Annotated in this window: 10 protein-coding genes; 9 read left to right on the top strand and 1 reads right to left on the bottom strand. The window is 57.2% G+C overall.

Going from position 1 to position 13,175, the window contains the following annotated elements; all coding sequences use genetic code 11:
• Positions 1-41: 41 nt before the first annotated feature.
• From B9A12_RS03455 to B9A12_RS03420, 8 genes are all read left to right on the top strand, one after another.
• A complete protein-coding gene (locus B9A12_RS03455; protein ID WP_084056313.1) occupies positions 42-2,108 on the top strand; it encodes an STT3 domain-containing protein in 2,067 nt (688 codons plus the stop codon).
• Positions 2,109-2,287: 179 nt separating this feature from the next.
• On the top strand, positions 2,288-2,755 hold the full coding sequence (locus tag B9A12_RS17750; protein WP_084056311.1) for a type IV pilin protein: 468 nt from the start codon (positions 2,288-2,290) through the stop codon (positions 2,753-2,755).
• Positions 2,756-2,832: 77 nt separating this feature from the next.
• Positions 2,833-3,150, top strand: a complete 318-nt coding sequence (locus tag B9A12_RS03445; protein ID WP_084056309.1) for a hypothetical protein — start codon at positions 2,833-2,835, stop codon at positions 3,148-3,150.
• Between the two features lie 79 nt (positions 3,151-3,229).
• Complete coding sequence (locus B9A12_RS03440; RefSeq protein ID WP_084056307.1) at positions 3,230-6,943, top strand: pilus assembly protein; 3,714 nt, start codon at positions 3,230-3,232, stop codon at positions 6,941-6,943.
• Positions 6,940-7,431 (top strand): GspH/FimT family pseudopilin, encoded by a 492-nt coding sequence (locus B9A12_RS03435; RefSeq protein WP_084056305.1) that lies wholly within the window; start codon positions 6,940-6,942, stop codon positions 7,429-7,431. The genes B9A12_RS03440 and B9A12_RS03435 overlap by 4 nt, the downstream gene beginning before the upstream one ends.
• A complete protein-coding gene (locus tag B9A12_RS03430) occupies positions 7,406-7,801 on the top strand; it encodes a type IV pilus modification PilV family protein (RefSeq protein WP_084056303.1) in 396 nt (131 codons plus the stop codon). The genes B9A12_RS03435 and B9A12_RS03430 overlap by 26 nt, the downstream gene beginning before the upstream one ends.
• Positions 7,802-7,827: 26 nt before the next feature.
• Positions 7,828-8,916 carry a PilW family protein gene (locus B9A12_RS03425; protein ID WP_170920312.1) on the top strand — a complete coding sequence of 363 codons (1,089 nt, stop codon included), beginning with the start codon at positions 7,828-7,830 and terminating at the stop codon, positions 8,914-8,916.
• Between the two features lie 3 nt (positions 8,917-8,919).
• Positions 8,920-9,420, top strand: coding sequence for a hypothetical protein (locus B9A12_RS03420; RefSeq protein ID WP_139796470.1), 501 nt, complete (start codon positions 8,920-8,922; stop codon positions 9,418-9,420).
• Between the two features lie 177 nt (positions 9,421-9,597).
• Here B9A12_RS03420 and B9A12_RS03415 read toward each other — a convergent pair whose 3' ends face one another.
• The gene (locus B9A12_RS03415; RefSeq protein WP_084056297.1) at positions 9,598-10,371 is read right to left on the bottom strand and encodes a DsbC family protein; all 774 of its coding nucleotides are present in this window, start codon (positions 10,369-10,371) and stop codon (positions 9,598-9,600) included.
• A gap of 424 nt (positions 10,372-10,795) precedes the next feature.
• Between B9A12_RS03415 and B9A12_RS03410 the strand changes: the two genes are divergently transcribed.
• Entirely contained in the window at positions 10,796-12,913 is a 2,118-nt protein-coding gene (locus B9A12_RS03410; RefSeq protein ID WP_139796469.1) for a PAS domain-containing hybrid sensor histidine kinase/response regulator, read from the top strand.
• The last annotated feature ends 262 nt before the right edge of the window (positions 12,914-13,175 follow it).

Genomic DNA, 13,175 nt, shown 5'->3' with positions numbered 1-13,175 from the left:
CTGCAAGAAGAAAGGGTGTTCGGCTGACCAGGTTCCTGCCGATGCTGGCCTTGGGAGCCGTGGTCACGGTGGGGCTTCTGGTGCGTGTGGACGATCTGGTCCATTGGCGAAAAAGGCCCGAACTGTCTTTTCATGACGGGATTCCTTCGCTCACCACCTTCGATGGCTACCACTACCTGCGATACGCGCGCGACCAGTTGCAAGGCAGATACACACGGCGCGACTCCCTTCGGCTTTTTCCCGATGGCGCCCCCCGGTCCGTGCCGCCCCCGCTTCTGGCCGTCACGGCAGCGGCGGTGACTCGGGTTTCGGGTGTGCGGCTGGAGTGGGTGGCCGTGGTCCTTCCCGCCCTCTTGGGTGTGGGCGCCGCCTTCCCTCTCTATGCGCTGGGAAGGCGACTGGGCGGGCGGTCCATCGGGCTTTCGGCCGCCGCTTTTCTGGTTCTTTTTCCCTACTACCTGCGCAGGACGTCTGTGGGACGCTTCGATACGGACTGCGGTCAAGTGATCTTCATCCTCTGGGCGGTGCTCTCGGGATGGACTTTTCACCAGAGCCGCGGATGGAAAAAGGTGGCCAGCGCCATGGGGTGTGTCATCAATGCCGTTGCTTTCCTTTTGTGGTGGGATACGGCCGCCCACGTGGTTTTCCTGGTCATATTGGCGTCGATCGTCGTTCCGGTGGTGACGACGTTGGATCGATGGAAAGAAACGGTGCCTTCAGCCGTTGGCCTTGTGTTGATCATCGCCCTGGCCTTTCTGGGGATACGGCCGGATTTGACACCCGGCCGGCTGGTGGAGCGGGTGCGGGGAGACTTTGTATATGTCACCAAAGCCGATGCGGGGGCGTTTCCTTCCGTCGGGGTGTCCGTATCGGAACAGCAACGCCTGGGGCCCATGGAACTGCTTCGGGAGGCCTTCGGCCATCCGCTGGTGGGAGCCGCCGCATTGCTGGGACTGGCGGCTTTGATGTGGCGGAATCTTCCGGGATTTGTCCTGCTGCTGCCGATTCTGGCGCTGGCGGTCCCGGCTTTTTGGGCCAAGCGTTTTGCCGTCTTTCTCACCCCACTGGGCGCTTTGGGTTGTGCCTTCTTTTTTGTGGCCTGGGCGGAGCGACTGGGCAGCGGGTCCCGTAGGCCTTGGTTGGCGATCGTTCCGGTGGGCCTTCTGGCCGTGGCTCTGGGATTTCTGACGAACCAGGCCGTGGCTCGAACCTACTACCCCGTCGTTCCGGGTCCTGTGTGTTCGGCCATGGAAAGAGTGGGAACCGAAACACCCGCAGGGGCGGTGATCTGGACGTGGTGGGACCACGCCTATCCGCTCATGTACTGGGCCGAGCGGGCCACCGTGAGCGACGGCATGGACCACGGGGGTTTTCGCTCCGTGGTGAGCGCGGTGCCGCTTGTGTCCCAGGACTATAGGCTGGCCGCCAATTGGATGGTCTTTTCCGTGGTCCGGGGACCGCAGGGGTTCCGGCGGGTCTTGGCCCGGCTGGGCGACATCAAGGGATGGAGCGTCATCAAAAAAATCATGGCTCTCGGACCGACAGGAGCGCGAAGCATCCTGGAAAAACAGCGGTTGGAGCCCGTGGATGAATGGCTTCGGTTTTTCTTTCCGCCCCAATCCCAACGTCCGCCGCTCTACCTTTATCTGGACCAGAGAATGATTCGCACCAGCTTCTGGTGGTCATGGTTCGGGACCTGGGATGTGGCGGGCAAACATGGGCGCCATCTCAAGGCGCAGCTTCTGGATTTGGTGGACCGGCAAGGGAGAGCCGTCTATTTTTCCCACGGCCGATGGGCGGATTTGGAAACGGGCGTTTTTCGCAGTCCCACAGGGGATGAAAACATCTTGCTTTCAAAGGCATACCACTGGGCCCACGGAAGGTGGGTGGAACGTGACTTCGGGCGCGACGGCCCCGTGCTGGAACTGGACACCGAGCGTCGGTGGGCGCTCCTGGCTGAACCCATGTTTTTCGGCACGCTTTTCAACCGGCTTGTGGTGTTGGCGGCGGCGGATGTGCGCCACTTCGAACCGGTGCTTTTGGAAGAGCCCGTTTTTCAGCTGTGGCGTGTGAAGGGAGATTTGCCCGACAATCGCCCGGGGAGCTGAGGCCGCCATGGGGGCCTCAGCCGCGCAGGGCCTGTGGGCACAAAAAGACTTCAGGTTTTTCAAAAAAATGCCGATTATTATGAAGAAGCGTCCAAGGCAATCGGCGCGCTGGGTGGCAACGGCATGGGCCGGGGTGAAGCCGCCCCGGGGAGGCTTGGGGTGCAGGAAGGGAAGTTGAGATGGAGCGTTGCGGGGTGATGTTCAAGATTCCTAGAGGGATCGAGGCCAAGGGGTTTTCCTTGGTGGAGCTCATGGTGACTGTGGCCATCATGGCCATCTTGGCCGCGGTGGCTGTCCCGGCCTACATCAATCACGTGAACCGGGTAAAGCAGAGTGAAGCGGCCAGTTACCTCATGACGGCGCGCCTGGAACAGGAGGAGTTCTTCGCCGATAACAATCGCTATGCGTCCACCATCACCTGCCTGCCGTCCTTCGGCGGGGCGTGCGGTACTCAGAAAGTGCACCTGAAGTATTACACCTTCTTTGTGGAAAACGTTTCCGGTAACTATTATCGCATGGCGGCGACCCGAAAGATCTTCGATTATGCGGCCACGGACAAGCTCATCGTATCGGCCAGTACGGAAAGTCCCCAGGTGCTGAACGAAGAGGCGCTGGGATTTTCTCTTTTCAAACTGCTGTTCGACTAACCTGGGTGTGGGTCGATGCGACGTGCCGAAAGGGGCTGACCGGGATCGGCTTTTGGGGAATTGAGGGAGGTGAAAGGGTGAAGCACATTGCAAGGTTCGGCATGGGGCTCCTGGTGCTTTTCGCCCTGTCCTTGAACGCTCAGGCGTTCCAGGCGGTGCCGACGGAAGGCGGTCCGGCGTCCGGCCCGGCGACGCAGGCCTCTTCCGCCATGCGTCGAGTCTTCGTCTTCGTGGAGCATGTGGACGAGCACGGCCTTCGTTCCGAAAAGGGGGAGTATTTCCCATTTGGCGCTGACACGCGGGTCGTGGATCAGGCGGTACGGAAAGGGGCTGGGAAGCGGATCGCGGAGTTGGTCTTCGATGGCGACCGGTTGGTCATGGTGCTGATCCGCTGACGTTCACGGTGAAGGGGCGAGGGGGGTTGGCCGGGGTGTTTTTGACACAGTCCTTTGGGGGACGGCTGGAGGTATGGCCATGAAAATCCGACGGCTTGTCGTTTGCTTGCTCGTCTGCTTCATGATGGGGTTCGCGCCCTGGGCCCGGGCCGGAACGTGCGACTGCGCGGTGCCTCCTTTCATCGCCGCCGGGGTTAAAGCCAACGTCCTGATCATCCTCGACAATTCCAACAGTATGGACGAGGATTTCTACGGCAACGCCGTGGGCTCCTATTCCCCTGTGAGCAAGTCCGTGGTGGCCCGAAAGGCGCTCATCGATATGATCGATCAGCTCAAGGACGAACTCCGCGTTGGGCTCATGACCTACCGTCTCTCCTCTTCCGGAGTGGTGTCGCGCCGTCTGCATAATTCCCAGTATTTTGCCTCTTATGATCCCCGTTCCTATTGCCCGGATCCTCCGGATGCCTGTGTGGAATACTGCCGTACGGGCGACGGGTCCAAGAAGACGGAGTGTGAAAATGCCTGCCGTGCGGACAATGGGTCTTTCGATGCAGACTACTTCGATTCCATCATTTCCAGCAACTCCATTGGATCGGAAATAAGGGACCGATACTGCGCCTTGGTGTACCCGAAAACCCAGGCGATTCCCAACCCTGCGGACCCTTCCAACCATATATATTACAAAGGGGCGTTTCCTTTCTATTCCGGATCCAATTTGGGAACGGCCTTTTGCATTTCGTGGGGAGAGTTTTACCATGCGGACGACGGCCCCCCCTGGGATTGGTATAAGTGCTACGGTAATAAGAGCGGAACGTCAGACGATGCTACAGGTTATTGGAACTTTTTATTTGATAGCTATTTCACCCCCACAGACACCGATTATGCCTTGGGGTATGCTGACTTCGGCCAGCGGATGACCTGGTATTATGTGGGCCGTACGTGGTTCAATAATTCATCCCCGGGGGATGGATATCTCCATGTGCCCGTGGGCGACTTGGAAGATTTGGATGGTGACACTACTGATACCTACACGGACCTTCTGGACAAGCTGGACCCTAAGGAAAACGATGCATCCGCCTACATGAGTTGCAGCAAGGGAAACAAAAACGACTGCGACTATGTCATCAATGCAGGGCTCACCCCCACGGCGGGAACGCTTCAGGATGCCTACGATTATTTCCTGGGAAGCGACAGTCCCATCCAGGAAAGGTGCCAGAAGAACTTCGTGGTGTACGTCACCGACGGGCTGCCCAGTGTGGATGAGCATGGCAACGAGGATACGGCGGACAACCTGATGCCGGCTGTTTTGCAAAAGATCGACAACCTACGCCATCTCACCAAGACACTGGGGGGGACGGATTACACCTTCGATGTGCGCACCTACGTTCTGGGGGTGGGATTGACCGAGGCCGCCAAGGCCAAGCTGGACGAAATGGCGGTCCGCGGGGGCACCGACGTGTCGGGAAGGGCCTATTACGCCGACAACCCCACGGAAATGACGGATGCCCTGACGGGAATCTTTGCCGACATCCTGAAAAAGACCGCCTCGGGAACTTCCGTCTCCATCCTTTCCGAGCGGGCGCAGAAGGGCGCCAACGTCATGCAGGCGGTCTTTTATCCAGAAAAGCAATTTGGCATCCAGTCGGTGAACTGGGTCGGTTTCCTGTATAATTATTGGTTTTATGTCTCCCGGGGGATATCCAACCTCCGGGAGGATACGGTGCAGGACCAGGTTCTGGACCTTGGAGACGACTATGTCATCTCTTTCAAATTCGAAAACGGTGATTTGAAGCTTCTTCGCTACGAGGACACCAACGGCGACGGGGAGCCCGATGCGCAGCCGTTGATAGATGCCAATGTAACCCTGGATGAACTCAAGCCCATATGGGAAGCGGGCAAAGAGCTGTTCCAGATGTCCTCCCATGAACGCAAGATCTACACCGTCAATGACTCGGACCGGCTGGTTCTATTTAATGACGACAACGTTACGAGTATGCTTTCCTTTTCTTCCCTGTTTGGTGATCCTGCATCCTTTGATACCTGCCTTGCCGGATCCGACGACAACGTGACTTCGGCCAACCTGGTGAATTATGTCCGAGGCGACGACAGAAGTGGATGCCGCAACCGCACGGTGACCCTCGGCACCACCACGAGTACCTGGAAGCTGGGCGACATTGTCTATTCCACGCCCAAGGTGGCTGCAGATTACACGCTGTGTTCCAATGACTCCACTCGGGTGTGTGAAACGGACGCCGACTGCACGGGGGGAGGAAGTTGCGACAAGGTGGAGGGCGTGGTCTTTTTCGGAGCCAACGACGGAATGCTCCATGCCGTGAAGACAGGTGTGTTGACCAAGAGCGGACTGGCCGGGGACCGAGTGGCCAAGCTCGAGGGGACGGACCTGGGCAAAGAACTGTGGGCCTTTGTGCCCAAAAACTCTCTACCCTACCTAAGATGCCTGGCAAGGAACGACTATTGCCATCTTTACTATGTGGACTTGAGCCCCTACATCGTGGATATGGGAAACAAGAAGGTGCTGATCGGTGGCATGAGGCTCGGTGGGGGTGTTTGCGAGAAGTCCAAGGGTAACAACTACACATGTGATGCGCCGAGTGATACATGCAGTGGCACCATCAGTTGCCCAAATGCCGATACCTGCTACAATCCGTCCAACTGTGTGGGGCTTTCTGCCTATTTTGCGCTGGACATCACCCATCCCGAAGATCCCAAGTTTCTCTGGGAATTTACGCATCCCAAGCTGGGCTACAGCTATTCCGGGCCGGCCGTGGTCCACCGAGATGGAAATTATTATGTGATCTTCGCCTCGGGCCCTCAAGACAGAAAGGGCGATTCGGAGCAAAACCTGCACACCTTTGTCCTATCCTTGGATAGCGACCTGCAGATTGCCGACGTCTATGTCCATGATTTTGGCAAAAGTTTCAAGAACGCCTTCGGAGGGCGCCTTTTCACCACGGGTCTGGATCTGAATGAGGACGGCAATACGGATTTTGTTTTCTTTGGTTATGGCTATTCACCCAGCGGGAAAATCGACGACTGGAAGGGCGGAATCGTGAAGCTGTGGACGGGAGACACGGATCCGACCAAGTGGGACTACAATACGAACTACTTCAACGCGGCCCAGCAGCCTATCACGGCCAAGGTGGAATTCTCTAAATGCTTCGGGACGTGGTACGTTTATGCGGGATCCGGTCGATACTTTTTCAAAGAGGATAATTATTCCGCCTCCCAAAACGACCGGATCATGGCCGTGCCTTTCGTGTGCGACGCGGACAACAACTGTGCCCAACCCAACATCAATTTTGGACACAGCTCGGCAGAGGTGTGCAGTCACTTGGGAGATTTGAATGGGATCAAAGGCTGGTACATTGAATTGAACGGGCCGGAAGACGGCTATTTCAAAGAGCGCATGATTTCGGACCCCACGGTGACGGATCAGAATCTCGTCTTCTTTACGACGACGGAGCCGACGGCCGACATATGCGGCTATTCCGGACGAACCCGCATCTGGGGACTCAACTGCGCCACCGGAGAGGCGATCGCCGATCTGACTTGTCCCGGCTATGGAATCAACGCCGTTCAAGGAAGCCTTTTTCTGCAGACATCGACGGGGGCCCTCTACCGCGTGGACCCCAATTCGGATTTTTCGACCGGAAATGGGGATGATCCCAAGACGAACAATTGGGTGCAAGGCGTTCCACCGGAAAGCGCCACGCCCTTTGTGCCGCCTTTTGGTGTGAAAACGGGTAAAATTCTGCACTGGATAGAAAAATGAGGCCCAAAGCCGGCTTTACCCTGGTGGAGCTCATGGTGGTGATCGCGCTTTTCACGATCATCCTTTCCATGGGCATTCCGGCCTACTCGGCTTGGAAGACAAAACACGACATTGATGGCCAGACGCGAACCCTCTATCGTAACCTGTCTTTCGCCCGCATGGAGGCTTATGTGAAAAAGGATGTCGCGGGCATCTATTGGGGGGCGACGGCGGGGTTCAGCAATTATGAGGTTCGGGTGGATTCCAACGGGGACGGAGACATCAAGGACTCCGCCGATCAAAAGATCATGGACGTGACGTCGCCTTACCCCTGGGGGGGGGGCAGCGGGGACAGCTTGACCTTTGACGGACGGGGCTTTGCGGCGACCGGTAAAACCTTTCACGTATCCGGAGTGTCCGTGCCTCAGGGCGTTCTGAGCTGCGTGGTGGTATCTCGAACGCGCATTCGCATGGGGTTTTGGGATGGCAGCAGCTGCCAAGCGAAATAGCCGGGGATTTACCCTGATCGAAGTCCTGGTGGCCATGGTGGTATTGGCGGTGGGCCTATTGGGAACCCTGGCTGGGATCATCCGGGTCTTGGATATAAACGTGCGTAACGATCTACGCAATGAGGCGGTGAAGATCGCCCAGGAGCGGTTGGAGATCTTGCGGAACACCAGCTACGCTGCCATTGACGATGATAACGTCACCACATCCAGACAGATCCGCAAGAACACCAATTGGAACTTTCAGGTGGTCCAGAAGGTGAACAGCAACGGGGGGCCCCTGAAGGGAGTGGAGATAGAGGTCCGATGGTCCTACAAAAACAGAAGCCATTCCTATCGGTTGGAAACCGTCATCCATCAGCCCGTAAGCTGAAGTCTTCAGTTCCTGGTTATACCTTGGTGGAACTGTTGGTCAGCGTGACGGTGATTCTGGTGGTTTTGGCCGTGGCCGGTGCCGCCTACCTCAAGGTGATGAGAAGTTTCAAGGTCCAGGCTTCCCTTCCCGAGGGAAGGATGTCGCATCTGACAGGTCTGGAGTTGTTGCGCTACGATGTGGAAATGGCGGGCTATGGCCTGCCTTTCGACGTCAACGGCACCAGCTTTGCTGAAGCCGCCAGCAGTGGGTCGGCCACCCCCGATCCCAACGCCTTCAACGACTCGCCGAACGCGCCACGAGCCATGGCCTTTTCCAACAACGGCAATACCAGCGCCCACAATTCGGATGTGCTGGTCTTGAAGTCGGCCGTCGCTAACGTGAGTGGTACATCGCGAAAGTGGTCGGTCCTCTACCATGATGGTGCCAACTGGAAGGTGAAGGACTGGAACAGTTCGGAACTGGATTTTTCCACGGGAGAGAGATTTATCGTCCTGGATACCGATAAACAGCTCCAGAAGAAGGGAGGGGCCTGGTTCTTCACGTTCGCCGGGAGTTATCACACGTCCGTGGGGGGGGCGGATCCGGTGCCCACGCCCTCCGATACCCATCACATCTTCTTGCTGTACGGCATAGATCCAGATACTGACCTTCGAATGCCTTTCAATCGTGTGGATTACTATTTGGACACGCCTGCCAGCGGACTTCCTGATCGCTGTGATCCCAACAGCTATATCTTGTATCGGGCGACGATTAATCAGGGGAACGGAGTTCGAAACCCCCAACCCATGATCGATTGCGTGCGGGATTTCCAGGTGGCCTTCGGTCTGGATACCGATGGTGATGCCATCGTGGATGCATGGAGCAAGGACCTCAACCTGGGGGATACCAACGGCAATGGAACGGCCGATGAAATCCGCTCCCAGTTGAAAGAAGTCCGGATCTTTCTTCTTGTGCAGGATGGAGTTCGGGACGACAATTACGATTTCAATGGCACGCTCACACTGGGGGATACCAATACCACGGCCTTGTCCACCTTCACGCCCGCGGGCGATGCGCGCCATTATCGTTGGAAGGTATTTAAATTGGCAGTAAAACCCATGAACCTGGGGTAGGTGATGACGGTAAGGCTTGCCGACCAATCTGGAATCGCCCTCGTCACAACGCTGATGCTCATGTTGTTGGGCATGGGACTTGTGGCTTTGCTGCTCTTTTCAACCACCACCGGGACCAAGGTTTCTCGTATGGAAGGCACCTATACCACGTGTCTGGAAGCGGCCAAGGGCGGAGCGGAGGCAATCATCAGCATGTTCCTGAACGACCTACAAACCCCCGACTCCATTTTGAACGCCACTGTGTCCAGCGGCAGCGCCTGCCTCAAGGACAAGATGGAGAAAGCCACGACTGCCTGGGCCTCCTGTGGTTCCCATGCCACCGATCTCGACCCAGACCTGGAGCCGGATATCACTTTCAATCTGGCCAGTTATGATGTTCGGATCAAGATCGTGGATACCCGTGAAACGGACGTGGCCTACATCTACAGTGTGGTGGTGGGCGCAAGCAACCCAAGCACGGGGGACAGGGCCGAGGTGGCCTTTCTTTATGAGATGGAAAAATAACGGGTCAAGGTGAACCCCATTGTTGTTAAGACCACTTTTGGCGCAATTGAAGGTGTTGCCTCAGTTTTTCACAACCCCGCTTCCTATTTTCCGTCCACTGCTCTCCGATTGAGCACACGAGTTTTGCATAAGTCTCAAAGGACCCGGCTTTGTCGGAAAAGCAAGAGGCGGATGCCTTCATTCCTTTTCCAGCCTTTTCAGGAGCGCCTTACGGCTCAGCACGCCCGCATGGAACGACCCGTCGGGGAAGATGTAGGTGGGAGTGCCGCTGATACCGTGGCTCTTGAGGCTCCGCAATGACCTTTCGATCTGTTCCCTGCCTTCTTTGCACTGGTTGTCCGACTGATACCCATTTTTGAATTCTTGGAAGCCCTTTTGGTCGCAGAGGATGGAGATGCAGGTCTCCTTTGCCCCTTTGTGATTGGGTAGGGGAAAGAGAAGAAATCGGGTCCTCACCAGGCCCTCTTTGGCCAGTTCTTCCACAGCGCCTTCCGCTTTCTTGCAAAACGGGCACTGGGGATCGGTCACCATGAATACGGAATGTTTGGCGTCTTCGGGACCCACGGAGAAGGCCACCAATGAGTCAAGTTCTTTCATGTCTTCTTTGGAGAAGCGATTGAGCTGATTCAGACTTTCTCTCGTGAGGTTTCGGCGTGTGGCCGTGTCCACGATCTGGCCCAAAATGAGGTGTCGTCCCGTTTTGTCCATGTAGACGATCTGGTTTCTTCCGTTGAAGACCACGTGGGCCTCACACAATTGCAAAGTCTTCATGGGCAAGACAGCTTTGACGGTCATGGAGCGACTAAACGTTTTCGTGAGGATTTCTTGGACGGTGCTGACCTTCGGGCAGGTCTCGGGCAAATCTTCACAGTGGGCTTGGGGAATGGCGATGAGCGTCAGAAGCAAGGCGGCAGCAATGGCCAGAGCGAAAGTATGTTTGCGGATAGACATCTTTTTCTCCTTGTGCTATGCAGGTATTTGTGAAAATTCTTGCACTTGCTATGGGGCTTGCCGGCTCCCGGTCTGCTCCAAGCAAGGCCACCATACCATGGCTCCGAGGCCGTGGTCCATGGTTTTGGGGTAAAGCGACGGTATCCCATGCCCCGTGTGGGGGCCTGGATCCTGCCCGAAACAATACACGCTCCAGGCAGGAGCGAACCGAGAGCCCGTTTTGGGAGAATCCCGTGATGAAGGGGTTCGACAGTTCATAGCCCGTTGCTTTGCTGCAGATGCGAGTCCATGGCCTAGTGGAAATGCCGAATCTCCACCATGTTGGAAACGACGGATATACGTTGCAAAAGGGTGATCACCTGGCTCTGGACATTTTCTGTTGAGGGGGGCCACAGCCAAGTTGGAGGCAGGAGGAGGTCTTAAGGTGAGTCAATCCGGCGGTGAGACCGCTCGAGCAGAGGTGCTCAGGTTGCGACATCGGTATATGCAATCGGTGGCGGTTTTGGAAATCATTCGAAGGCTGAGTGTGCCGTTGTGGGACGAGATGACGTTCTCCCAGTGGCTGGAGCGCATGGCACGGATTCTCATTGAGAAGACCGCATTCGATTCGTGTGCCGTTTTCAGGGCATCTGAGGCCGGCAATGGGCCGGAGCTGCTGATCCATTTGGGGGCGACGGGGGATGGCGGCGGGGACCGGCTGGCTGAGGAAGATCTGTTTGGACCCGGCAGTCCCCTGCTGGAGTGTGCCCGGAGGGTATGGATAGAAAAGAGATGGCTTTTCCTTGATGCAATGTCCTCAGGTTTCCTGATGGATATGAACGAGTCGTGGTTTTCTGGATCGATTTTGGGACTTTACGTTCCGGGGGGCTACGCCGTGATCCTTTCCTCCCGTCAAGACGTGCCCTGCCCACTGGAGGAAGAATGGCGGTGTTGGGAGTCACTGGTCGATGTGATGGGACGGATGATGGCCGAACGGGTGGCATACGAAGGTTTGGCTGCAGAGAAGGATCGCTTGCGCAGGCAGTGTGATGAAAGAGGGGTGCAGCTGCAGAAACAGCGTGCAGATCTTGAAACAATGGAGCAGTTGCTGACGGCTATTCTGGATATGGTGCCTCAAGGCATCTGTCTTCTGGACGAGGAGGGGGTGATCGTCCGGGCAAATGGCCGGATGGCCACATTGCTGGATCTGCAGGAGGCGGAATTGGTGGGGCGCCCTTGCGGTACTTTCTTTGCCCATGTTCGGGACTTTCAGCAGATCATGGAGCAGACTGAAGGCGGTGCTCGAATCAGATTGTCCGACCAAAAATTCGGCGGGGATGGTGCGAGTGAGTTTCCCGCGGACATTTCCATACGGAGGCTTCCCGCTGATCTTGCGGGGCCTGTCCGGTTCGTGCTTGTGGCGGAAGACATCTCACAGAAGAAGGCATTTTCAGAACAGCTCAACAGAACGGAAAAGCTGGCCGCCTTGGGCACCATGGCGGGCGGGGTGGCCCATGATTTCAACAACATTCTGATGTCCATCCTGGGTAACACCCAGCTGCTGGCCCAGGAGATGCCGCCGGGTTGTGAAGGGGCGGAGCGGAGGCTGCGGAGCATCGAACAGGCGGTGACAGACGGATCCCATATTGTGCGCCGCCTGCAGCAGTTTACGGAAAAAGAAAGCGCCCGAGGGCGTGGGAAACAAGAGGCGGATCTTCGCAGTGCGGTGATCGACACCCTTGATCTGACCCGGCCGCGGTGGAAAAACACCGTGGAAAGGGCGGGACACACCATCGAGGTGCGCAAGGACCTTCAAGAAGGAGTGCTCGGTGCGATCCACCCGGCGGATCTTCGCGAGGTGCTGACCAACCTGGTCTTCAATGCCGTGGATGCCATGCCGCGGGGCGGGCGGCTCTCTTTCAGGGCCTTTCGGCGTTCCGACCGGGCCATTCTGGAGGTCTCGGATACGGGGATCGGCATGGACGAGGGGACCGTGCAAAAGATCTTCGATCCTTTCTTTTCCACCAAGGGGGCGGGCAATTCCGGCTTGGGGCTCAGTGTGTGTCGAAGTCTCATCCACCGAATGGGCGGTGAAATGCACGTGTATAGCGAACCGGGGAAGGGAACCACGTTCACCATCGATCTGCCTGCGGTGGACAAGGACGCCCGCGACCAAAGCGCTCGTCTGGACCTGAGGCTGAAAACGGCCGGCAAGAATCTTTTGGTGGTGGACGATGAAAAGGAGATCCTGGAGCGTCTTCGCGACATGTTGCGCCTCATGGGCCACCGGGTGACCGCCACCCACGATCCGGCTCAGGCCTTGAGCCACCTGGAGACGGCCACCTTCGACCTGGTCTTGACGGATCTGGCCATGCCGGAGGTGAGCGGCTGGGATGTGGCCAAGGCCGCCAAGGCGGCCAGGGAGTCTCTACCGGTGATTCTGGTGACCGGGTGGGGCGCCCAGTACGAAGGGGAGGACCTGAGGGACAAGGGAGTGGATCTTGTCTTGTCCAAGCCCCTGAGTTACCAGAAGCTTCTGGAGTCGTTGAGTCGCTTTGTGTAGGCGTGGGCCCGGGATCGGGCATGGATGGGACCCCGCCGCCGGTCTTTCCGCCCGTGTCTGCGGTCGCCTTTCTGCCCGCGCCATGGCCGGAATGGACACCACCGACCGGCATGCCTGAACACGCCTTGGATCCCTTTCCCTCCAATGTCTTTCAAAAAGCCTGTCCGAATGGAAAACTCCGACCGCCAAGCGGCAGGAACGTCGGGGTTCTTTTGTCGCTGCGGGGCCTTGGCCGTCTGGAAGCGGACCTTTCCAATCCATG

The sequence above is a fragment of the Desulfacinum hydrothermale DSM 13146 genome (assembly GCF_900176285.1).
In the GTDB taxonomy this organism is placed as follows: domain Bacteria; phylum Desulfobacterota; class Syntrophobacteria; order Syntrophobacterales; family DSM-9756; genus Desulfacinum; species Desulfacinum hydrothermale.
This window is presented reverse-complemented; position numbering and strand designations above follow the sequence as displayed.